We start from the raw sequence: 22,600 nt of genomic DNA, 5'->3' as shown, positions 1-22,600 counted from the left end.
TCACCGTGTCAGTGAAGGTACTCGCCGAAGGTGGTGAAGTAGTCGATGGCGCGCACGGGTGGCCCGGTCTCGGTGCAGACCTGGAGCAGCACCACCCCGCGGTCGTCGCCGTCGCCCGGCCCGCCGCTGGCGACGACCACTCCGCCGTAGTCGGCCTTGACGATCCGGCCGGGAGTGCCACCGTGCGCCCGCGTCGGCCGGGTGGCGGCCTTGACCCACAACCGGAAGCCGCGGTGCGTCGTCCACGCGTTGACGAACGGGTCCGACTGGCCGCGTACCAGGTCGCAGATCGTGGTGGCGCTGTCCCGCCAGTCGATCCGGGTGTCCTCGACCCCGATCCGGTGGTAGAACGACGCCCCCTCGGGCGGCTGCGGTTCGCCCCGGTGCCCTCCGGCGACCCGGTCCAACGCCTCTAGCGTGATCGGCACGTACTCCGCGAGGAGTCGTTCCAGGATCTGCCCGGCGGTGTCGTGCGGACCGATCTTCACGCGGGCCTGGGTGATCGTCGGCCCGGTGTCCAGCTCCTCCGCCATGTAGTGCACGGTGAGGCCGGTCTCCTCCTCGCCGTTGCGGATCGCCCAGTTGACGGCGCCGAACCCGGCGTACGCGGGCAGCAGCGCGTCGTGCGTGTTGACCGCGCCGTGTTCCGGGATCCGCAGCACCTCCGGCGGCACCCGGGTCCGCCAGTTGGTGGAGACGATGACCTCCGGTGCGAGCTCGCGAAGTTGCTCGTGCAGGTCGGGCTCGCGGGCGGTGGTCGAGTAGCGCACGGGCAGCCCCAGTTCCGCCGCGGCCAGCTCCACGTCCGGTTCGCCGAGCCCGCTGAACTCGGCCCGGTGGGTCAGCACCAGCAGCACCTCGTGCAGGGGCGCGATGCCCCGCAGGACGGTGGCGCCCAACTGGCCGTACCCGAAGAAGACGACTCTCACCGCTTCGCCGCCCCGTTGGCCAGCCCGGCCCGGAAACGGACGGTGTTGACCCGCAGCCAGCCGGAGGAGTCCCGCTGGTCGAACACGTCGTCCGCCTCGAAGGTGGCGAACGCGGTGTCGTAGCGGCTGTGCGGGGATCGGCGGCCGATGACCTGGACGGTGCCCCGGTGCACCCGCAGGATCGCGTCGCCGGTGACGTCCTGCTGGCTGAAGTCGATGGCGGTCTGCAACATCAGCCGCTCCGGGGCGAACCACAGGCCCCGGTAGACCAGGGCGGTGTATTTCGGCATCAGCTCCTCCTTGAGCTGGGCCACCTCCGGGTCGAGCACCAGCGACTCCACCGCCCGGTGGGCGTGCCAGAGCAGGCTGCCCGATGGCGCCTCGTAGATGTTCCGGGTCTTCATGCCGAAGATCCGGTTCTCCACGATATCCAGCCGGCCGATCCCGTGCCGGCGGCCGATCTCGTCGAGCGCCTCCAGCACGGCGCTGGCCGACAGCGGCGTCCCGTTGACGCCGACCGGGTTGCCGCCCTGGAAGTGGATCTCGACGGTCTCCGGCTCGTCCTGGGTGTCGGCGAGGTCGCGCACCCGGAACAGCAGGCCCTCCGGCGCCGGCTGCGCCGGGTCCTCCAGGGCCTCTCCCTCGTACGAGGTGTGCAGCAGGTTGCTGTCGATGGAGTACGGCCGTTCGCCGCTGCTCAGGTCCAGTTCGATGCCGTGCCGGCCGGCGTACGCGAGCAGGTCGCTGCGGGAGGCCAGATCCCACTCCCGCCACGGGCTGATCACCGTGATGTCGGGACGCAGCGCGGCGAAGGTCATCTCGAAGCGGATCTGGTCGTTGCCCTTGCCGGTGGCCCCGTGCGCCACCGCGTCGGCGCCGACCTCCTCGGCCACCCGGATCTGCGCGGCGGCGATCAGCGGCCGGCCGATGGAGGACCCCATCAGGTACTGCCCCTCGTACAGGGCGTTGGCCCGGTACATGGGGAACGCGTAGTCCCGGGCGAACTCCTCACGCAGGTCGACCACCCGCACCTCGTCGGCGCCGAGCTTCTCGGCCTTGCGGGCGGCGGTGTCCAGTTCCTCGCCCTGCCCCAGGTCGGCGATGAAGGCGGTCAGCCGGCAGCGGTAGCGCTCCTTGAGCCAGACCAGGGCCACCGAGGTGTCGAGCCCGCCGGAGAAGGCGAGCACGATGTGCTGGGGGGCGATGTTGTTCCGAGTCGACATGATGGTCACACCTCTCCGGCGGGCGCGGTCGCCCACAGTTGGTCCATGGTTTCGTGGGTGAAGTCGCGGGTCAGGTCGGACGTCGAGGCGTACCCCATGTTGATGATCTTGCGGCGGCCCTGGCGGACCGGGGCCACCCGGTGCAGCGTCGTGTTGGTCCGCATCAGGTACAGGTCGCCGGGGAACAGTTCCATCGAGTAGATCGGCCGGCTGACCAGCGCCCGGTTGATCTCCGGACGCTGCTTGTTCCAGGTGGTGCCGGGCACGCACTGGACGAAACCGCCATGCTCCACCGGCGGGCACTCCACCACCCAGACCAGGGCGAAGGCGAAGTCGTCCCAGTGCCAGCCGTGGGTGTCGCCGTCCTTCTCCAGGCAGGTGATGACGAACTGCTCCGGCTCGTACGGGCACGGGTGCACCGGTTCGCCGGCCACCTCCGACAGCACCCGCAGCATCGGCTCGGCGGTGTAGACCTGGGTGATCACGGTGCCCAGTTCGGCGATCTCGGCCCGGGTCACGTTGCGCATCCGGCGCGGCGTGTAGTCGGTCTCGGCGAATCGCAGGTCCCGTCGCGTACCGGCCTTGTCGATCAGCTCGTTGACCTCGTCGGCGACCGCCTTCTTGACGCTGTCGGGGGCGACGAAGGAGACCTTCGCGTGCCCCAGGTAGGAGAAGTCGCGGCGGGCCGTGGCGATGTCGTCCGGTGCGACGTCGCGTTCCACATGCTCCCGCAGTTCCTGGTACAAGACTCTCGAGTCGAACACGGATTCCTCCTTGGTTTAACCTCGCGCCGCCGCGACGCGCGCGAAATCGATGACGGCCGCCGCCACCAGCGCCACGGCGGCGGAATGCAACACTCCGAAGTGGTCGGTCCCGATCCGTTGGGACCGCGGTGCCCCGAGCCGGGCCGCCCACTGGGTGAGCTGCGCGTCGAGCAGGTCCGCGCCGATCACCAGCGCGGGAGTGTCGACCGGGCCGTCGTGGACGTACTCGGCACTGGCCCGTACGTGGCGCTCGTAGCTGCGCCACCGGTGCGCCAACAGCGCTGTCGGCACGGGCTGCCGGACGGCCGCCAGGCAGGCCGCGAGCGTGCCGACGGCCAGCCGCTCGTCGAAGCCGGCCGGCTCCGTACCGCCCGTCACCCGGGGCCTCGGGGCGTCCGGTTCCAGGTCGAGAGCCCGGTGGATGTTCTCGGTGAAGGTGTCGAAGCGTTGCCGGACGTCGTCGGCCGGCAGCTCGTAGCCGACCGGCGGGGCGGAGTCCAGCAGCACCAGCGCGGGCCGCCGCCCGACCTGGTCGGCGGCCATCTGGTAGGCGACCTGACCGCCGAACGACCACCCGCCGAGCAGGTCCGGGACCAGGCCGGCGGCGTCCAGGTCGGCCTGGTACCGGCGGGCCAGCGCCGGCACCGTCGGCAGTTCCGCGCTGTCGCGGGAGGCGGTCACCCGCCAGTGCTCCGGCAACTCCGCCAGCAGGTCCTGGTAGTCCTGCGGGCTGCCCCCGGCGCCGTGCACGAGGTGCAGGTGCGGCCCCGGGCCGTCCCGCAGCCCCACCAGGGTCGACTCCGCCGGCGCCGACTGCGACCCGTTGCCCAGCAGGTCGGCCAGCCGGCGGGGGGTCGGCTCGCCCAGCCACCGCACGACGTCCACCGCCGGCTGCCCGTCGGCGGCCAGCGCGTCCACCAGCCGGAGGGCGCTCAGCGAGTTGCCGCCGGCGGCGAAGAAGTCGACGTCCGGCCCGGCCGGCGGGCCGCCGAGCACGTCGGTCCAGGTGGCGACGACCCGCTGCCAGTCCGTCGACTCGGGCAGCGGGCCGGCCGCCCGGTCGGCGTCCACGGCGACCGGGGCCGCGCGGCCGGTACGGGCTCGGGTGGCGACGTCGAACGAGCCGACCGTGCGCTGCGGCTCGGCGCCGCCGTCGGCCAGCACCGCGTCCAGGTCGTGCAGCAGGGCCAGCACGCTGCTCTCCCGGTACCGCCCGGTGTGGTATTCGATCTCGGCGAGGTAGCCGCCGTCGGCCTCCCAGGCGGACATCGCCAGGTCGGCCCGGGCGGCCCGGTTCGGGCTGGGCAGCAGCGTCGCCGGCACCGCGCCGAGTCGCAGGTCGGTGCCGATCGGGCCGAGGTAGCTCAGCAGCAGCGGCGCGGGGTCACCGAGCGCGGTCCGGGTCTCCTCGGGCAGCGCCCCGAACACCACCGGGTACGGCACCGCCTGGTGGGCCAGCATCTGCCACATCCCGTCCCGGGCGGCGCCCACCACCCCGGCGACGGTGTCCGCGTCGGTGACCCTGGCCCGGGCCACGCAGAGGTTGGCGGTGTAGCCGAGCAACGCCTGGTCGCGGGCGGTCATCCGGTTCGCGGTCACCACGCCCACCGCCACGTCCGGTCCGGCGCCGGCCCGGGCGAGCACGAGCTGCGCCGCGCCGAGGATGATCGCGAACGGGGTGGCGAAGGTGGCCTTCGCCAGCGCGGCGATCCCGGCGCCCGCCTCGACGCTGAAGCCGTAGCGCAGGATCGCACCGGGTGCACCGCTGGCCACCTCGCCCGGCAGGTCGGGCTCCAGCACGGCGGAGGCGGCGTCGGCGAGCGCGTCGCACCAGTACGCCAGGCTCTTGTCCCACCGCCCGTCCACGCGCGCCGCCGCCTGCTCTCGCGCGTACGTGCTGAACGGCACCGGGTCGGCCGCGAAGCTCACGGCACGCCCCTCCCGCACGGCCGCGTACGCCTCGGACAGCTCGCCGACGAGCAACTGGACCGCCCAACCGTCCAGCACCACGTGGTGCACGGTCAGCAGCACCTCGTGCCGGTCGCCGACCCGGACCAGGGTGATCCGGGCCAGCGGTGCCGTCTCCGGTTCCATCGGCCCGGCGTGCACCTCCTCGGCGACGAGCCGCAGCAGGGTGCCCGGATCGGCGGGGCCCGGGTCGTCCACCTCCACCCGGTGCAGGCCCACCACGATCCGGGGCGCCACCACCAACGTGACGGCGTCCGCCTGGCGTACGACCGAGGTCCGCAACGCCTCGTGCCGGTCGACCATCGCCTGCCAGGCGACGAGCAGCGCCGCCTCGTCGAGCGGCTGGTCGACCGCGAGCCGCCAGGTGAGGTGGTAGACGGACCGGTTGCGAGCCCGCTGGTGCACCCACCACAGGGACTCCTGCATGGCGGTGGCGGGGATCAGGTCCGGGGCGGCCCCGGCGCGCCGCTCAGCCACGGGGGGCGAGCAGTTCGGAGGTCAACCGCTTGCGATCGACCTTGTCGACCTCGGTCAGCGGGATCTCGGCCCGGTGGTGGAACGCATGTGGCCGCATGTACGGGGGAAGGTGCCCCACCAGCCGGGTGAGGTCGTCGTCGGCGAGCGACGTGCCGGTGTAGACGGCGTGCAGGTCCAACTCCCCGTCGGTGCCGGCCACGGTGAGCACCACGGCCTCCACCACGTCGGTGTGGGCGCGCAGCGCGGCCTCGATCTCGGCCAGCTCGACGCGGTTGCCGCGCACCTTCACCTGGTGGTCGATCCGGCCCTGGTGCACCAACTCGCCGAACTCGCGGCGGACCCGGTCGCCGGTGCGGTACCAGTGCTCGGCGGTCAGCGGCCCGGTGCCGTCGTAGAGCCGGCCCCGGTCGCCGTCGAAGGAGACGAACCGGCCCGCGTTCTCCGCCGGGTCCAGGTAGCCGGGGAAACGCTGCTCGCCGCGGACACACAGTTCGCCGTCGTCGCCCGGGCGCAGGTCCTCGTCGAGCAGCACGTAGTCGAGGTGCGGGTAGATGTCCCCGATCGGCACCGACCGGTTCGACGACTCGATCCGGGCGGCCGGGTCGGCGGGCACCTCGTACGCGGTGACGATGACCGTGGTCTCGGTCGGGCCGTAGCAGTTGATCACCGCGGTGTTCGGTGCGGCGGCCGTCCAGTCGTTGACCTGCTCGATGGTGAGCGGCTCCCCACCGAAGGAACTCAGCCGCAGGGTCGGCATGCTGTCCGGCGCGAGGGCCCGCAGCCGCTTGGCGAACGAGATCAGCGACGGTACGGACAACCAGTGCGTGAGCCGCTTCGTGTTGATGAAGCGCACCGGCGTCAGCACGTCGCCGCGTTGGGCCACGCAGAGGGTGGCGCCGGTGCCCCAGGCGCCGAACATCGCCAGGATCGAGCCGTCGAAGCACATCTCGAAGGTCTGCGAGACCCGCGACTCGGGCCGGAACCGGTACCTCTTGATCACCTCGGTGAGGAACGAGTCGACGTTGGCGTGGGTTGCCGGCACGCCTTTGGGCTTTCCGGTGGTGCCGCTGGTGAAGATGATGTAGGCGAAGTCGTCGCGGCCCCGCTCCACCTCCGGCGGGACCTCCTGGCCGCCGCCGGGAGCGAGGAACCGGCGCCAGCCCTCACCGGTCAGGTCGAGGACCGTGACGGTGGTCTGCGCCCGGAACTCGGCCAGCCCGTCGCCGGAGGTGTCGTCGACCATGACCAGGTCGAGCCCCGCCTCGTCGGCGATGGCGAGGTTGCGGGCCGCCGGATTGGCGGGATTGAGCGGCACCACCGTCGCACCGAGCCGCAGCGCGGCCAGGTAGGCGACGTAACCGACGAGGCTGCGGGAGGTGAGCAGCCCGACCCGTCGGGGTGGCCGCCCCGGCACCCGCTGCATGGCGGCCGACAACCGCTCGGCCGCGGCCCGCAACTCGGCGTAGGTCAGTGCGTCCGAGGCGACCTCGATCGCCACGTTGTCCGGGTGCAGCCGGGCTGACGTACGGAACCAGTCGTAGAGGGAACGGGTCTGCATCGCACATCCTTCACAAGGTCTGCCGGTGCGGGCGTACCGCCGCCGGCGTTGGGGTGGTCGACCGGTCTCGTTCCAGGTGCCGCAGGTGGTCGAAGGTGGTCCGGACCAGCGCCGGGCGGGGGCGTCCCCGGCGGGCCGACTCCACCGCGAAGCGCAGTGCCCGGGGCAGGTCCGCCCAGGCCCGGACCGCCTCGTCGTCGCCGAGGTGGCGGTACCGGAACGTCCGGTGCTGCGCGACGGCCCAGAGGTCGTCCAGATGCGACCCGGCGGCCTCCGGGTGCGCGACGACGTGCTCGCACAGGAACTCCAGGGCCTCGCCCTCGTCCAGCAGCCAGTCACCGGGCAGCCCCGGCTCGTCCCCGGCACCGTCCGTACGGGCCAGCCAGTGCGGCTGCGCGCCGCCCGGCGGGGGCAGCCAGAAGCCGAAGGCCAACGCGTTGCGCCGGTCCTGTTCCGGGTGCCAGGTCGGCGGCGGGGTCATCGCGGCGAGCAGCCCGGCGGTGCCGAGCCAGCCGGCGTACGGCTCCTGCTCGCCGGCGGGCAGCAGCCCGCTGAACCCGTCGACCACGTGCCAGTCGTCGCCGCGCCGGTCGTCGAGCAGCAGCCAGTGTGGCGCGTGCCCGGTGCCGTCGGCCGACGGTGACCAGGGCAACGCCGCGTTGTCGGTGACCACCAGCACCCGGCCGTGGCGGCGCAGCTCCGCGTCGACGCGGTCGACGACCCCGTCCGGCCCGGCGGTGGCCCAGGCCAGCCGGGTGCCGTCCGGCAGCCGGTGCAGCGGCACCCGGTGGTGGGAGAAGGCGAGCTGCCCCTCCGGCAGGTCCGTGCGCACCGCGACGCGTACCGAGTCGGCGAACCGGTCCGGGGTGTCGGCGAACTCGCCGGCCTGGTAGCCGGCCAGGTTGCTGGTGTAGCAGCTCAGCCCCGCGAACCGGGGGTCCGGGGCGGTCATCGCGACCACGGCCCGCTCCGGAGCAGGTCGGGCACGTGCTCGGCGATCCCGGCCAGCATCGCGCCGGTGGCGCCGCCGGCGGTGGCGAACATGCCGGCCGCGGCCCGCAGCTGCGCCAGCCCGCCCTCGGCGTACGCCTCCGCGCCGATCAGGGCGGCGCACTCGCCGAGCACCAGGTCCAGGCTCTGCGCCACCGAGGTCTTGAGCAGCATGCTGGTCACCAGGGGCTCGGTGCTCCCCCGGTGGGCGTCGCAGGCCGCCCCGATCCGCCACGCCTCCACCACGCACCGGGCGAACCGCTCCCGGATCGCCGGGTTGTCCCAGGCCCGGCCGCCACCGAGGGGACGCTCGACGAGCCGGCGGTGGGTGTCGGCGAGCACCCGCCGGCACATCGCGGCGGCCCACACGCCACCGGCGAAACGTTCCGTGGCGATGTGCCGGGCGAAGCTGACCATTCCCCGGCCGGGCCGGCCGACCAGGTACGACCGGTCCAGGCGTACGCCGTCGAAGTGCAGGTCGCCCAGGCCGGCACCGGACAGCGGGGTGCCCCGGGTCGCGGACACCCGGACGCCGGGGGAATCCATCGGCACCAGCACCCACACGAAACTGGTGAAGTGCCGCTGCGGGCGGTGCCGGGCCAGCACGAGCGCGTGCCCGGCGGTGCGGGCATTGGTGATCCACCGCTTCCCGCCGTCGAGCACCAGTGACCGGTCGTCGAGCCGTACCGTCGTGCCGAGTTCCATCAGGTCGGAGCCGGCACCGTCGCGGTCCGTCGCGGCCAGCGCGAGCGTCGCGCGACCGGAGACCGTGTCGAGGTACGCGGCCCGCAGCGGCCCGTCCTCCCGCTCCGCGTCGACCTGTTCGGCCAGGACCGGCAGCGCGCTGGCGACCTGGACGCAGACCGACAGCACCACCCCGACCGGGCAGTGCGCGTCGAGGGTGGCGAGGAGTCCCGGCAGCCCGTCCGGCCCGAGGTCACGCAGCAGGCCGTGGTCGCCGAGCGTCCGCCAGAGCGCCTGGGCGTCCCCGGGGGTCGCCAGCCCGCGCAGCGCCGCCTCGGTACGCGCGGCCACGTCGCCACCGGTGTCGGATGCCGCCGGGACGGGCCCGGCGGGGGCCGTCGCCGGTGCCGTCCGCAGCTCAGGCAAGGTGCACCTGCCGGTCCCGCAGCGTCAGCGCCCCGTTGACCAGCAGCAGCCGGTCGTTGGCGTAGTTCAACGAGGCCGAGCGGAGGTCCCGGAAGACCCGCTCCAGGTACAGCGGCGACGACCTGAGGTAGCCGTGCCGCAGACCGACCAGCTCCACCATCTCGTCGGCGGCGGCGAAGCACTGCTCGGCGGCTTGCACCTTCAGGGAGTTGACCAGCAGTTGGGTCGACGGGTCGGCCACGTCCGGGGCGGCGTCCACGGCGGCGACGGTGTGTCGCAGCAGCGCGTTGATCAGGTCGAGCCGGCCCCGGACCCGGGCCAGCCGGGTCAGCAGCAGCTCCGAGGAGGGATCGAACTGGCCCCGGCCGGCGTCGCGGATGTGGTGCAGGATCCGGGACAGCGCGCCGGTCGCCGCGCCGAGCCACGCCGCCGACCAGCCGATGTGCGCCAGCGGGCCGAAGGTGGGGGCGACGATCTCGCGGAACTTCCCGGGGGCACCGATCACCTGGTCGGCCGGCACCCGCCCGGTCAGCCGCATCGGCACGCTCTGGGTGGCCCGCATCCCGAGTGGCTGCCACCCGCCGCGTACCTCCAGGGTGAGCTGGTCGCGGCGGGCGTACACCAGGGACACCTGACTCGGCGAGGTGGCGTCCGGCGCCAGCGTGGTGATGAGGTACGCGTCCGCGTGCTGGCCACCGGTCACGATCGGGGCGTCCCGGTCGATCGTCAACATCCCGGCGTCCTGCTGGACCGCCGACTCCGAGCTGAGCAGGTGCCCGCCCTTGCCCCGCTCGGTGGTGACCGAGGCGAGGTAGACGTCTCCCTTGCCGAGGGCCGGCAGGAGCCGCTCGGCGAGGGGACCGTCGGCGTGCCGGACCACGGCCACGACCTGCTGGCAGTGCATCGCGAAGATCAAGGCGACGGACATGTCGACCCGGGCCAGCCGCAGGGTCACGTCGACGAGGTCGCCGAGCCCGCCGCCACCGCCGCCGTGCTCCGCCGGCACCAGCAGGCCGAGCAGGCCGGTGGCCCGCATCGCGTCCAGCGCTGCGGTGGGGAACTCCGCCGTCTCGTCGGCGTGCTCCGCGTGCGTGGCGGCAGCGTCCAGCACCTCCGCCAGCGCGCTCTCGTGGCGGGCCGCCCCGGTCGCGGCGCTCACGCTGCCCGTCCCCGCAGCGACTCGATGGTGCTCCAGAGGCTGCCCGCGGTGGCGAAGGTGCTGTCGGTCAGCAACTCGTCGGGCATGGACACGCCGTAGGTGTCCTCGATGGTGAACAGCAGCTCGATCGCGCGCATGGAGTCCAGGCCCAGTTCGTTGAGCGAGGCCTCGGCGGTGATGGGCTGCGTTCCCGCGTACTTGAGGAACGGCTTGAGCAGGTCCGGAAAAGCGGCGTCCATTGTCAGATCAACCCCTGTCGCTGCCGATGACGGTGTGCCGGGTGAGCTCCAGCCGGGTCACGCCGGTGATCCGGCCCCCGGCGACGGTGACCTCGACCGGCATGGGATGTGCGAGGAAGGCCACCAGGCTGGCGTAGAGGCCGTACGCGCCCACGTTGGGCACGGCGACCAGCTGGCCCGGGACCAGCGGTGGGAGGGCGGCGGAACGGGCCCAGGTGTCCAGCGGTGTGCACAGCGGCCCGGTGACGATGGTCCCCGGCACCGGTGGGCCGGCCGCCGCGTCCACGGTGACCAGGTCCGGCACGATCGGCGGCAGCCGGCGCAGCCCGGACATCCCGCCGAGGTGGTGGATGCCCGACTCCAGCACGACCACGGTGGCGCCCTGCGACCGCTTCACGTCCAGGACCCGGGTGACCAGGGTGCCGCAGGTGCCGACCAGGTACCGGCCCGACTCGAAGGCGACCCCCGGCCCGCGCCCCGGCCAGCCCGGGAAGGCGTCGTCCAGCAACGCCGTCAGCCGGTCTGCCAGCTTGGGCAGGTCCGGTCGGCCGCCGGCCCGCGCGAAGGGCGCCCCGAAGCCGCCGCCCAGGTCGATCAGCTCCGGCTGCACCCCGGTCGCCGCCGCCAGCCGCCGTACGGTGTCGACGGACTGGGTGAACTGGGCGACCAGGGCGTCCTCGCCGTCGACGTTGCTGCCCATGTAGAGGTGGAACCCGATCGGGCGGACGTGGCCGCGCGGCCCGAACAGGTCGGGTCGGTCCAGCACCCAGCGCACGTCCGCGCCGAACTGCGAGGCGACGCCGGTCATGGTGAGTCCCTGCCCGGGCGCCGGGGTGTCGTCGTTGATCCGCACCAGCGCGCGTACCTCGGCGCCGTGCTCGCCGGCCACCCGGTCGAGCTGGTCCAGCCCGTACGGCGAGTCGACGGAGAAGAGCCCGACCCCGGCCCGTACGGCGTCGGCCAGGTCGACGTCCCGCTTGCCGGGACCGGTGTAGAGGATCTCGGCCGGATCGCAGCCGGCCGCCAGGGCGACGTGCAACTCGCCGGGGGAGCAGACCTCCGCCCGGCACCCGGAGGCGGTGAGGCCGGCGACCACCGTCGGGTGCGGGTTGGCCTTGAGCGAGTAGAACAGCTCGGCGGGCGTGGGCAGGGCGGCGCGCAGCGCGGCGTACGAGCGGGCCAGCTCGTCCAGGTCGTAGAGGTACGCCGGGGTCTGTGGCGCGTCCGGCCGGTCGAAGAGTTCCGCGAGCTCAGACACGGGCCCGCTCCGACCACATCCGGTACAGCTCGGCCCGGTCGACCTTGCCGTTGCGGGTCAGCGGGATCTCCGGGACGACCAGGCAGGTCCGGGGCGTCTTGATCTCGTCGATTTCGGTCCGCAGCGCGGCGAGCACCTCCGGCGCGGTCAGCTCGCCCACCGCGAACAGGGTGGCCGAGTCGGTGCCGTCCTCGGCGCGGGGCGGTAGCACGGCGGCGGCCTGCACCTGCGGTATCCGGTGCGCTGCCGCCTCGACCTCGGTGACGCTGACCCGGATGCCGCGTTCCTTGTAGATGTCGTCGCGCCGGCCGTGGAAGTAGAGGTAGCCGTCGGCGTCGAGCCAGCCGTGGTCACCCGTCCGCAGCTGGGGAAAGAGCCCCTCGGCGCGGGGGAAGCGCTGTGCGGTGAGTTCCGGGCGACGCCAGTAGCCGGCCATCACGTGCGGGCCGCGGACCACGATCTCGCCGACCGTGCCGGGCGGCACCGTCGCGCCGGCCGCGTCCACGATCAGGATCTCGGTGCCCGGCAGGGCCAGCCCGGAGGCGCCGGGCCGGCGCAGGTCCTCGTCGACCGGCATGATCGCGGCGCGCTTGCACTCGGTGAGCCCGAACATCAGCTGTACGCGCAGGGTGGGGATCCGGGCGCGCAGGTCGCGCAGGACCTCGGGCGGCATCGCGGCACCCGTGTTGGTGAGCAGGCGCAGCGCCGGCGCGGCCGTGCCCGGGCGGGACAGCATCCGGGCCAGGCCACGGGCGAGCGCGGGCACCGCGGGCAGCACGGTCGCCTCGCTGTTCACCAGTTGCCGGGCCAGCGTCGGGCCGGTGTCGGCCGGGGAGGCCAGGTGCAGCCGGGCGCCGGCCAGCGTGCTGAGGAAGATCTGGTACATGCCGTAGTCGAAGGAGAGCGGCAGGGCGCACCACACCACGTCGTCGGCCCGGTAGTCGAGTTGGGAGGCGATGGCCCCGACGGCGAAGACCGCCTGCGCGTGGGTGGACACCACGGCCTTAGGCATCCCGGTGCTGCCGGAGGTGTAGATGAGGCAGACCGGGTCGACGGTCAGCGGGGCCGCCGCCGGCTCGGCGTCCGGGCCGTCCCGCACGATCCGGCGCAGGTCTGCCGAGCCGATGGTCGGCACCCCGTGCTCGGCGGCCACGGCGAGCGCCCGGGCGCTGTCGGTGACGAGCAGCGCCGGCTCGGCGTCGGTCAGCACGTGCGCCAGGGCGATCGCGGGGGACTGGTCGTTGACCACGCTGAACACGGCGCCCGCCCGGGAGCAGGCGTACAACAGGGCGGGCACCAGCGGGTCGGTGGGCAGGCAGACGATCACCCGTTCGCCCCGGCGGACGCCCCGGCCGGCCAGCCAGCCGGCGAGCCGCCGACTGGCGGCGTCCAGCTCGCCGTAGCTCTGGACCAGGTCGCCGTGACCGATCGCCGGCGCGTCCGGCCGGTCGGTCGCGGCGCGGTCCAGCAGTTCGTGCAGCAGCCCGGTCACCGGCCCGACACCCCCTGCGTCGCCGGCCGGGCCCGGTCGAACACGGCGCCCAGCGAGTCGAGGTCGTGCAGCGCGGGCCCGGTGAGATCGTCCGGCTCCAGTTCCACCCCCAACCGGGCCTCCGCCCGCTCGATCACCTCGACCAGCCGGAACGAGTTGAAACCGGGCAGCGTCCGCAGTGGACGCTGGTCGACCGGCACCTCCGGGCCGACTCCGAGGACGGCGCGCACCTCGTCGGCCAGCACCGCGCGGATCCGGTCCGGGTCGGCCACCGGCCCGCCGTGCGGCGGCTCCGACCCGGCTCCGGCGAGGGCCACCTCGCCGCGCAGCAGGCCGGTGAGCTGGTCGAGGACGGGAGCGGGGAAGACGCCGCCCCGGCGGACCCGGCGCATCGCCACGTAACTCTGACCGGCCAGGGCGAGCCAGGCGTCGGCGCGGTCGGCGGCCTCCCGCGCCGCGTCGGCGGCGTCCGCCTCGCCCGCCAGCCAGGCGGCGTGCAGGGCCCGGGACCGGCCGAGCAGCCACACGTCGAGCACCAGTTGGGCCGCCGCCTCCGGTTCGCCGGCCCGCTGCCGGACCGCCGTCAGGTAGCCCTCGATCCGATCGGCTCCGGCGCGCAGCGCGGCGGCGTTGTCCCGCAGGACCGCAGCCCGGTCGAGCACCGGGGCGCCCTCGGCGGCGATGGTCATCGCGGTCGCGTGGGGCACCGCCGCGTCGAAGTCGGCAGCCGACATCCGCCACACCCCCGGTCGCGCGTCGCCCCACTGGGTGGAGTTGTGGTAGCCGTCGGCCACGACGCAGTGCTCACCGGCGTCGACCAGCAGGAAGCTGTGCTCCATGTGCTGGTTGCCGGCGTACGGCAGCCAGCTCATGGTGAACGTGTCGGCGACCACGTAGAGCGGCGAGTGCTCCGCGAGCAGCTCGCGCAGCCGCGCGCCGGAGACGTCGTCCCAGCGTCGGGTGACCCGCAGGCCGAGCAGGTCGGCCGCCTCGGCCAGGCGCTGGTCGACCGACGCGGTCACCGCCGGAGCCCCGGCGGGCCCCTCGGCGGTGTGGAACCGCAGGGTGGCGCCGAGCGCCAGGTGCGCGCCGGGCCGGTAGGCCCGGTCGGCCAGCGCGGCCAGGTTCACCTGGACGCAGTCCAGCAGGTCGGCGCGGAGACCGGTCAGCACCGGCGTCCACTCCCGGCTGCGCGTCGGCACCGCAGGCACAACGACCATGTCAGGCCCTTCACATCGGGTGGACCGCGCGGAGCGACGCCGTCGCCGTCCGCAACGCGTCCTCGTCGGCCGGCCGGTCCTCGGGCAGACCGGCGAGGAGTTTGTCGTACGCGGCCAGGTCGAGCAGGCCGTGCCCGCTGACGCAGACCAGCACCCCGTGCCGCGCCGGGTGTCCCGGTTCGCGCCCGGCCGCCACCCGGGCGGCGGCGGCCAGCGCGTGACCCGACTCCGGCGCGGGCAGCACCAGCTCGGTCAGGGCGAACGTCCGGCCGGCGGTCAGCGCCTCCCGCTGGCCCACCGCCAGCGCCGAGATCTGGTCCCGGTGCCGCATGGCGGAGATCAGCTTCGCCGCGCCGTGGAAGCGCAGCCCGGCCGAGTGCGACGCGGGGATCGCGTACCCGCTGCCGATCGTGTACATCGCCTCCATCGGGCCGGTGCCGGTGGAGTCGGTGTGGTCGTAGGCGTACACCCCCCGGGTGAGCTTCGGGGTGGTGCTGGACTCGACCGCGATCAGGTCGGCGGGAACCTCCCGCTCGCCGGCTGAGTCGGCGGCGAAGAACGGCAGGGCCAGCCCGCCGAAGTTGCTGCCGGCGCCCACGCAGCCGATCACCGCGTCCACGGTGGCGTCGAGGGCGGCGAGCTGGTCGATCGCCTCCAGGCCGATCACCGACTGGTGCAGGATGCTGTACGTCTCGCCGCTGCCGATGCAGAACGCCCGCTTCGGGTCCGCCCGGGCGTACTCGACGGCCTCACCGATGGCCAGCGCGAGGCTGTTGCCCTGCCCCGGATGCTCGGCCGCGGCACGTCCCACCCCGGTCAGCGGGCTGGGACTGGCGTGCAGTTCGGCGCCGTAGAGCCGCATCAGGCTGCCCCGGTACGGCTTGTCGCGCAGGCTCCCGTCGACCATGAAGACGGTGCAGGCCATGCCGAACGCGGCGCAGGCGGCGGCGAGGGCGCTGCCCCACTGCCCGGCACCGGTGCCGGTGACCAGCTCCCGGAAGCCCGCGCGATGGTAGTAGTGGGCCTGTGCCAGCGCGGTGTTGAACTTGTGGCTGCCGGAGATGTTCCCGCCCTCGTACTTGACGTAGACCGGGACGGTGGCCCCGATCTCCGCCTCGAAGCGTCGGGCCCGCCACAGCGGCGCCGGCCGGTAGGCCCGGTAGCGCTCCGCCACCGGCTCGGGGATCGGCCAGAACTCCCGGCTGGAGATGCTCTGCCGGATCAGCTCCAGGGGCAGGGTCGCGGTCACCGGTCCGCCGCTGTCCTCCGGGGTCAGATCCGTGGGCAGCTCGTAACCGAGGTGCGGCAGGACGCTGCGCCAGGCTCGGGGTGTCTCGGTCACGCCTCCTCCTTCACCACGTCCGCGACGACGTCGACCAGGTCGGCGACGGTCGTGAAGACCCGCCCGGCGAAGATGTCGTCGGGCAGTGTCACGTCGAGTTCGTCCTCGAGCCGGACGAGCATGCCGAGGAAGCCGAGCGAGTTGACCCTCAGCAGGTCGCCGTTGAGTGGCTCGTGGTCGTCGACCGTGCCGGGGTCGACGGCGAGCCGGGACTCGCGTACGACCAGCCGTTTGACGGCCTCGTTGATCAGGGACCGGTCCGTCATGCCGCCTCCGTCCCGTCGCCGCGCAGCCGGCCCCCGGCGTCCACGACCCAGCTCCAGGTCAGCAGGGCGGACAGGTCGACGGGCCCGCGCACGTGCAGCCGACCCGTGCTGATGGACAGCTCCGGTCCCAGCCCCATGGTCGGACCGTCGTGCAGGCGCAGGGAGCCGTTGACCACCAGCGCGGCGGCGTCCACCCGGGCCAGGAACGCGTCCACCACGGCCGGATCGGTGGCCACCACGCCCTCGGTGTGCCCGGAACCGAAGCGGCGGATGTGGGTGACCGCCTCGTCGAGACCGGCGACGGGGCGGATGCCGACCGCCCGTTCCAGGAACTCCCGGCCGTCGTCGGCGGTGGTCAGCTCGACCACCGGCGCCCCGGCGGGTGCGGCGGCGGTCAGCCGGGGGTCGACCCGCAGCAGCCACGGCTCGGCCTGCCCGGCGCCGACCCGCAGCAGGGCCCGGGTCAGCTCCTCGGCCACGTCGGCGTGGGCCAGCACCAGTTCCAGCGTGTTGCAGGCGGTGGGCTCGCCCAGCTTGCTGTCGAGGGCGATCCGGGCGGCCAGTTCCAGGTCGGCGCTGCGGTCGACGTAGAGGTGGTTGACCCCGCCGCCGCTGGCGATGACCGGGATGGTGGAGCTGGTCAGGCAGTAGTCGATGAGCGACGGGCTGCCCCGGGGGATCAGCACGTCGACCGCGTCGTGCCGTTTCAGCAGGGCCCGCACCAGCCGGCGGTCGGGGTCGGTGACGATCCGCACCGTGCCGGCGGGCAGCCCGGCGTCGTCCAGCGCCCGCCCGATGACGACGGCGAGGGCCCGGTTGGTGGCCGCGATCTCCGCACCGCCGCGCAGGACGGCGACGTTGCCGACTGCCACGGGCAGCAGGGCGCCCTCCACCGTCACCGTCGGCCGCGCCTCGAAGATCATCAGGAGTACGCCGAGCGGCTTGGGCACCCGGCGTACCAACGCGCCGTTGCCGGCGTGGTGCCCACCGGTCGGGGCGGTCACCGCCGGCAGCGCCGCACGGGTCCGCGCGATCAGGTCGACCAGCGCGTCGAGGTGGCGTTTGCCGAGCACCAGGCGGTCGACGAGCTCGGGGCCGAGGCCGGCCTCGGTGCCCCGGGCCACGTCGGTGGCGTTGGCCGCCAGGACGTCGGCCCAGCCGGAGGTGAGCCGGTCGGCGAGCGCCGCGCAGTACCGGTCGTAGCGTCCGTCGCCGGGCGGGGGCAGCTCGGCCCGGGCCCGCGTCGCGTCGTCCAGGATCTCGTCCAGATCGGTCACCACATGAACTGCCCACCGTCCACGATCAGCTTCTGCCCGGTCAGATATCCGCTCGCCGGCCCGACGAGGAACTCCAGGGCGTCGGCGATCTCGTCGGTGGTGCCGATCCGGCCGCGGGGGATCTCCGCGACCACCGCCGCCCGGGCGGCCGGGTCGTCCAGCCGGAACCGGGTGACCAGCTCGTCGGTCTCGGTCATGCCCGGGATCAGGCAGTTGACCCTGATCCGGGGCGCCAGTTCCAGCGCCAGGCACTTGGTGAGCTGGAGCAGGCCGGCCTTGCTGGCGCAGTAGTTCACGCCGTTGCGGCGGGGACGGATGCCGGTGGTGGCGCCAACGTTGACGATCACGCCGTCGCGGTCGGCCGCCAGCATCGCCGGCGCGAACCCCCGGGTCAGGTGGAAGACGCCGGAGAGGTTGGTGTCCAGCACCCGCCGCCAGTCCTCGGTCGACATCTCCAGGAACGGCCGGTCGATGTTGATGCCCGCGTTGTTGACCAGCACGGTCGGCGGGCCGTGCTCCGCGAGGACCGTCCGCACGGTGGCGCCGACCGCGTCGGCGTCGCCCACGTCGAGCCGGACCGGGTGGAACGCCTCGCCCAGCTCGGCCGCCGCCGACGCCGCCGCGCCGGCGTCACCCCGGTACGGCGCGACCACCCGGTGCCCCAGCTTCACCAGCCGGCGGCTGAAGGTGAGCCCGATGCCCCGGGTGCCGCCGCTGACCACCGCGAGCGGGCTCATCGGAGCACCGCCCCCGAGGCCCGGCCGAGGAACGGCGTCACCTCGTCGACCAGCTGCGGCAGGCGGTCGGGATCGAAGACGTCGAAGTGGCCCGCGTCGAGCCGCCCGGCGCGCAGGTCCGGTGCGAGTTCCCGCCACCGGGTCGAGGCCTCGGCCCGGAACTCGAACTCCTCGTCGGTGCACGTCAGCATCAGCACCCGGCCGGCGTAGGGCCGGTCGGCCCGGTAGTCGGCGAAGGCGGCGACCTGGGTGTCGAAGACCCGTCGGACCCGCTCGACGGTCGCCGGGTCGGGGCGCGGCCCGAGCATTCCGACCACGGTCTCGCGTACCCGGGCGTCCTCGTCGGCGGTGGCGCGGCGCGGCAGCGGCGACGCGTCCACCAGCACCAGGTCGGGCAGGTGCCCCCGCTCGGCCAGCCGGACGCACAGCTCCCAGGCGACCGAGCCGCCGAGGGACCAGCCGAGAACGGCCGCCGGGACCGTGCCGTCCTCGTCCAGCGCCCGCAGCGCCGCGTCGGCCATCTCGGCGATGCTGAGTTCCGGTTCCTCGTCGGGCAGCAGGCCGGCCGCGCGTACCGCCGCGACGTTGTGGGTCTTTCCGATCGCCGCGGCGAGCCGCAGGTAGGGGTGCAGGCCGCCGCCGGCCCCCGGCAGCAGCACGCACGCCGGGCGGACGCCCCGCCGTAGCAGGGGGACCAGCCGGCCGGGCAGCCTGGTCGTCACGGCGTCACCGCCGGGTCGCCGCCCCGCGCCGCGCGGACGAGCCCGGCCAGGGTGGCCACGGTGGGCGCGGCGAAGAAGTCGACCAGCGGCACCGGCACCCCGTAGCGTTCCTGCACCTCGGCGAGGGTGGTGAAGATGTTCAGCGAGTGGGCGCCGTACTCGATCAGCGGGCGGTCCGGCCGGATGCCCTCGACGTCGAGCACCCCGCCCCAGAGCCCGGCCAGCTCACGCTCCAGCTCGTCGGCGTACGCGACCTCGGCGGGGTCCGCGCTCTGCTGTTCCACCAGCAGTTCGTCGGCGAGCCGCAGCAGGGCGTCGCGGTCGGTCTTGCCGGTCGGGGTGGTCGGGACCCGGTCCACCGGGAAGATCCACAGGGGGCGCATGTAGACCGGCAGCGTCGTGGTCAGCCGCTGGCGGACCTGCTCCGGGTCGACGGTGGAGTCCGCGTCGGGACGAACGAACAGCCCGAGTTCCCGGTCGGCGCCGGCGCCCCGGACCACCGCGACCGCCTGCCGGACGCCGTCGACCTGGTTGGCGACCGCCTCGATCTCGCCCAGCTCGATCCGGTACCCCCGGATCTTGACCTGGGTGTCCATCCGGCCCAGGAAGACCAGGTCACCCCGGTCGTCGCGGACCACGAGGTCCCCGGTGCGGTACATGACCCCGTCCGGTACGCCGGAGAACCGGTCGGGCACGAACCGTTCGGCGGTGATCTCCGGGTCGTTGATGTAGCCGTCGGCGGGACAGTCCCCGCCCAGCAGCAGCTCGCCGGTGACGCCGGGCGGGGCGAGGTGACCGGTGGCGTCCACCACGTACGCGCTCACCCGTGGATAGGGCTGGCCGATCGGCACGTGGGCCGGCCACACCGCGTCCCGGTACGACAGCCGGTGCGACGTGACCGCGTGGGTCTCGGTGGGGCCGTACAGGTTGACCAGGGTGCAGTGCGGGTGGGCGAGGAAGAAGTCGCGGATCTCGTCGTCAACGACGAGCTGCTCGCCGGAGACGCACAGGTAGCGCAGCGCGGGCAACCGGGTGCCCCGACTCGCGGCGGTCTGCACCAGGGGGCGCAGCGCCGCGACCGGCAGGTAGACGTGGGTGACCTCGGTCCTGACGATCCGGCTGAGGACCGCGGTGAACATCCGCCGGTCGGCCGGCTCGCGGGAGACCACCGTCCCGCCGGCGGCCAGGGTCGGCAGGATCTCCTGGAAGGAGACGTCGAAACCGAGCGGGGCGTACTGGAGGAACCGGGTCTCGGCGTCCATGCCGAGGGCCGCGATCTGCCAGCCGGTGAGGTTGGCCAGCGGGCGGTGTCCCATCTGGACGCCCTTGGGCTGCCCGGTGGAGCCCGACGTGTACATCACGTAGATCGGGGCGTCGGGGTCGGCCAGCGAATCGGGCACCGGCTCCGTCGTGGCGGCCAGGTCCGCCACCGCGACCGTGGGTACGTCGGGCACCAGCGCCTCGCCGACGACGAACTCGCAGCCGGCCCGCCGGACCATGTACTCCAGCCGCTCGGCGGGCAGCCCCGGATCCAGTGGGAGGTACGCCGCGCCCCGGCGGAGGATGGCCAGGATGGCGGTCACCGTGTCGCAGAGGGTGGTCGCGGCGAGGCCCACCACGGCGCGGGGGCCCACTCCGTGCGCGGCGAGCCCGGCGCTGATCCGCTCGGCCTCGGCCAGCAACTGGCGGTAGTCGAGCTGTCGGGTCGGGTCCTCGATCGCGGGGGCTCCGGGACGCTGTCGGGCCGCCGCCGACACCCAGTCCCACGGCGTGTCACCGGTCAGTGGGCTGGTCCAGCCGTCGGAGCGGACGCTGGCCGTGGCGGACGCGTCGGCGAAGAGGTCACCGAGCCGGCGCGAGCCGTCCCGGACCGCCCCGCGTACGGCGTCGCGCAGCGAGGTGAGCAGCCCGTCGGCGACGACCGGCGCGATGAGCTGCCGGTCGTACTCGAGTTCGAGTAGCCACCGCCCGTCGACGGGGGTGGCGCCCAGCCAGAGGTCGAACTTGGCGGTGCCGTTGCCGGGCTCCAGGACCCGTAGCACGGCTCCGCCCGGTTCCGGCGTGAAGGTGTCCTGCATGGCGAGCATCGCCGAGAACAGTGGGTTGCGGTTGCTGGACCGGTCGGGCCGTACGTCGGCGACGAGCCGGTTGAAGGTGACGTCGACGTTCGCGCGGCAGAAGTCGATGGACTCCCGGACCACCTTGCCGAGATGCTCGTCGACGGTGCGGCTCCACTCCACGTCGACGGTGACCGGCAGGGTGTTGACGAAGAATCCGCCGAGGTCGAACGCGCCGATCGTGCGGCGGGCCATGAACGGGCTGCCGACCAGGACGCTGGACACGTTGCCGTGCCGGGCCAGCACGGTGCCGTAGATGCCGGAGAAGAAGACGAACGGGGAGATCTCCAGCCGCCGGCAGGTCTCCGCCAGCGCGGTCGTCTCGGCCTGGCTGAGGTACCAGCTGACCCGGTCGCCGGTGAACTCCGTCTGCGCGGCGCGACCGGGCATGGGGGCCAGTACCAGGGGAGGGACCTCCCGCAGCCGGGCGGCCCACTCCCGGGACCGGTCGACGACCCGGTCGGAGGTGGCGGTGCGGTTCTGCGCCGCCAGTTCCTTGCCGAAGGCCTTCTCGCGGGCGACGCGCCGCTGCTCGATCTCCGCCCCGGCGAGGCGTCCGGACAGCGCCTCCTCCAGGTCCCGCACCAGGGGCCCCATCGACACGCCGTCGAGGATGATGTGGTGGTCGCACATGAGGACGGCCACGTGGGGCTCGTCGACGCAGCGCACGACGGCGAACCGGTACGCGGGACCGTCGGCGAGGTCGAACTCGGGCCGGCCGATCCGTCGCTGTGCCGCGCTGACGGCCTCCTCGAAGTCGCGTCTGCGGGCCGTCACCCGGTCGAGCGGGAAGTCCTCCGACCGAGGGGGCGGGGTGAGCCGGGCGTGCATCTCCGGGAGCAGCCCGAAGACCTGCCGCATCGCCGGCTGGACGGCGACCACCGTGGCCAGTGCGCGTTCGATCGTCTCGTCGGGGATCGACGGGTCGATGTCGAACCGGACCAGCTGGTTGTAGACGGCGCGGCCGGGCGAGCGTTCGTTGACGACCAGCAGGCCCTTCTGGGATTCGGTGATCGGCAGTCGCACCGGCCCGGTGTCCGCCGTGGGCTGTGTCCCGGCCGTCGTGGTCACTGTGCGCCTCCTCTGTCGGCTCCCACGGCGCTCAGCTCGCGCAGCCACTGCTTGAGGTCGCCGACGGTGCGGAGGTCCACCAGTCGGGTGGCGTCGATCTCCGCGTCGTCGTCGTTGGCCAACTCGACGGCGAGCCGCAGCAGGGACAGCGATTCGAGTCCGGCCTCCAGCAGAGGGGTCGAGTCGTCGAAGGCCACCGACGCGTACTTCGCGATCGTCGTGTCGAGGTCAGCTGGAGTCGTCATCCCTGCTTCCCGTTCACCTGAGGTCGGCCGCGCCCGAACGATCGGAAACCGGACAAGGAGTGGGTTTCCGATCGACGTTGGTCGACTGAATTTGCGCTTGGAAGTTCTACGGGTCCGAGCATCCCGGCCCCGATGTTCTCTCGATGTTCCCGGGATGGAATGTCGTTGGTCGTTCATTCGGGCGGCACCGCGGAGCTCGCCCGGAGTGCGGGCCGGGGCGGCGGGAAAGGGGCGCTGGCCAGTGGCGGAGCCCGTGGCGGTGGTGCTCGTGGGATGGCAATGCCACCGTAATCGCCCCAGATCCGGGCACGGGACGACAGAACTACCGGTACGTATTTTTCGGGTCGCCGGCCGCCCCGCGATCGGCCGTCGTGGCCGTTACCGGCGGGTGGGCGGACCTGCTGCGGTGAGGATGGACACATCCCTGCGGATGACC

19 protein-coding genes are annotated in these 22,600 nt (G+C 73.5%); all 19 read right to left on the bottom strand.

Annotation, left to right across the window (positions count from 1 at the left end; genetic code table 11):
- Nucleotides 1-8: 8 nt before the first annotated feature.
- A complete protein-coding gene (locus tag GA0070608_RS06690) occupies nt 9-929 on the bottom strand; it encodes a methionyl-tRNA formyltransferase (protein WP_091623483.1) in 921 nt (306 codons plus the stop codon).
- A complete protein-coding gene (locus GA0070608_RS06685) occupies nt 926-2,152 on the bottom strand; it encodes an argininosuccinate synthase (protein WP_091634465.1) in 1,227 nt (408 codons plus the stop codon). Before GA0070608_RS06685 ends, GA0070608_RS06690 begins: the two co-directional genes overlap by 4 nt.
- A gap of 5 nt (nt 2,153-2,157) precedes the next feature.
- Nucleotides 2,158-2,916, bottom strand: coding sequence for a HalD/BesD family halogenase (locus GA0070608_RS06680; protein WP_091623480.1), 759 nt, complete (start codon nt 2,914-2,916; stop codon nt 2,158-2,160).
- Nucleotides 2,917-2,931: 15 nt separating this feature from the next.
- The gene (locus GA0070608_RS06675) at nt 2,932-5,361 is read right to left on the bottom strand and encodes a condensation domain-containing protein (RefSeq protein ID WP_091623477.1); all 2,430 of its coding nucleotides are present in this window, start codon (nt 5,359-5,361) and stop codon (nt 2,932-2,934) included.
- Nucleotides 5,354-6,919 carry an amino acid adenylation domain-containing protein gene (locus GA0070608_RS06670; RefSeq protein WP_091623474.1) on the bottom strand — a complete coding sequence of 522 codons (1,566 nt, stop codon included), beginning with the start codon at nt 6,917-6,919 and terminating at the stop codon, nt 5,354-5,356. The genes GA0070608_RS06675 and GA0070608_RS06670 overlap by 8 nt, the downstream gene beginning before the upstream one ends.
- Before the next feature lie 10 nt (nt 6,920-6,929).
- Complete coding sequence (locus GA0070608_RS06665; protein ID WP_091634461.1) at nt 6,930-7,871, bottom strand: hypothetical protein; 942 nt, start codon at nt 7,869-7,871, stop codon at nt 6,930-6,932.
- Nucleotides 7,868-8,944 carry an acyl-CoA dehydrogenase family protein gene (locus tag GA0070608_RS33925; protein ID WP_281185967.1) on the bottom strand — a complete coding sequence of 359 codons (1,077 nt, stop codon included), beginning with the start codon at nt 8,942-8,944 and terminating at the stop codon, nt 7,868-7,870. Before GA0070608_RS33925 ends, GA0070608_RS06665 begins: the two co-directional genes overlap by 4 nt.
- 67 nt (nt 8,945-9,011) lie before the next feature.
- Nucleotides 9,012-10,178 (bottom strand): acyl-CoA dehydrogenase family protein, encoded by a 1,167-nt coding sequence (locus GA0070608_RS06655; RefSeq protein ID WP_091623466.1) that lies wholly within the window; start codon nt 10,176-10,178, stop codon nt 9,012-9,014.
- Entirely contained in the window at nt 10,175-10,417 is a 243-nt protein-coding gene (locus tag GA0070608_RS06650) for a phosphopantetheine-binding protein (RefSeq protein ID WP_091623462.1), read from the bottom strand. The genes GA0070608_RS06655 and GA0070608_RS06650 overlap by 4 nt, the downstream gene beginning before the upstream one ends.
- Before the next feature lie 7 nt (nt 10,418-10,424).
- Nucleotides 10,425-11,675: a type III PLP-dependent enzyme gene (locus GA0070608_RS06645; protein ID WP_091623458.1), complete on the bottom strand. Its 1,251-nt coding sequence runs from the start codon at nt 11,673-11,675 to the stop codon at nt 10,425-10,427.
- Nucleotides 11,668-13,167 (bottom strand): class I adenylate-forming enzyme family protein, encoded by a 1,500-nt coding sequence (locus GA0070608_RS06640; protein WP_091623455.1) that lies wholly within the window; start codon nt 13,165-13,167, stop codon nt 11,668-11,670. Before GA0070608_RS06640 ends, GA0070608_RS06645 begins: the two co-directional genes overlap by 8 nt.
- Entirely contained in the window at nt 13,164-14,387 is a 1,224-nt protein-coding gene (locus GA0070608_RS06635; protein ID WP_091623451.1) for a phosphopantetheine-binding protein, read from the bottom strand. The genes GA0070608_RS06640 and GA0070608_RS06635 overlap by 4 nt, the downstream gene beginning before the upstream one ends.
- Nucleotides 14,388-14,397: 10 nt before the next feature.
- Nucleotides 14,398-15,729, bottom strand: coding sequence for a TrpB-like pyridoxal phosphate-dependent enzyme (locus tag GA0070608_RS06630; protein WP_091623447.1), 1,332 nt, complete (start codon nt 15,727-15,729; stop codon nt 14,398-14,400).
- Nucleotides 15,726-15,995 carry an acyl carrier protein gene (locus GA0070608_RS06625; RefSeq protein WP_091623443.1) on the bottom strand — a complete coding sequence of 90 codons (270 nt, stop codon included), beginning with the start codon at nt 15,993-15,995 and terminating at the stop codon, nt 15,726-15,728. Before GA0070608_RS06625 ends, GA0070608_RS06630 begins: the two co-directional genes overlap by 4 nt.
- Nucleotides 15,992-17,272 carry a glutamate-5-semialdehyde dehydrogenase gene (locus GA0070608_RS06620; protein ID WP_245715719.1) on the bottom strand — a complete coding sequence of 427 codons (1,281 nt, stop codon included), beginning with the start codon at nt 17,270-17,272 and terminating at the stop codon, nt 15,992-15,994. Before GA0070608_RS06620 ends, GA0070608_RS06625 begins: the two co-directional genes overlap by 4 nt.
- Nucleotides 17,269-18,009, bottom strand: coding sequence for an SDR family NAD(P)-dependent oxidoreductase (locus GA0070608_RS06615; RefSeq protein WP_091623434.1), 741 nt, complete (start codon nt 18,007-18,009; stop codon nt 17,269-17,271). Before GA0070608_RS06615 ends, GA0070608_RS06620 begins: the two co-directional genes overlap by 4 nt.
- A complete protein-coding gene (locus GA0070608_RS06610; protein WP_091623430.1) occupies nt 18,006-18,731 on the bottom strand; it encodes an alpha/beta fold hydrolase in 726 nt (241 codons plus the stop codon). The genes GA0070608_RS06615 and GA0070608_RS06610 overlap by 4 nt, the downstream gene beginning before the upstream one ends.
- On the bottom strand, nt 18,728-21,919 hold the full coding sequence (locus GA0070608_RS06605; RefSeq protein WP_091623427.1) for a non-ribosomal peptide synthetase: 3,192 nt from the start codon (nt 21,917-21,919) through the stop codon (nt 18,728-18,730). Before GA0070608_RS06605 ends, GA0070608_RS06610 begins: the two co-directional genes overlap by 4 nt.
- Nucleotides 21,916-22,164: an acyl carrier protein gene (locus tag GA0070608_RS06600; protein ID WP_091623422.1), complete on the bottom strand. Its 249-nt coding sequence runs from the start codon at nt 22,162-22,164 to the stop codon at nt 21,916-21,918. Before GA0070608_RS06600 ends, GA0070608_RS06605 begins: the two co-directional genes overlap by 4 nt.
- Between the last annotated feature and the right edge of the window lie 436 nt (nt 22,165-22,600).

The sequence above is a fragment of the Micromonospora peucetia genome (assembly GCF_900091625.1).
GTDB lineage: Bacteria > Actinomycetota > Actinomycetes > Mycobacteriales > Micromonosporaceae > Micromonospora > Micromonospora peucetia.
The sequence above is the reverse complement of the archived record's forward strand: the minus strand, read 5'-3'. Positions and strand labels throughout refer to the sequence as shown.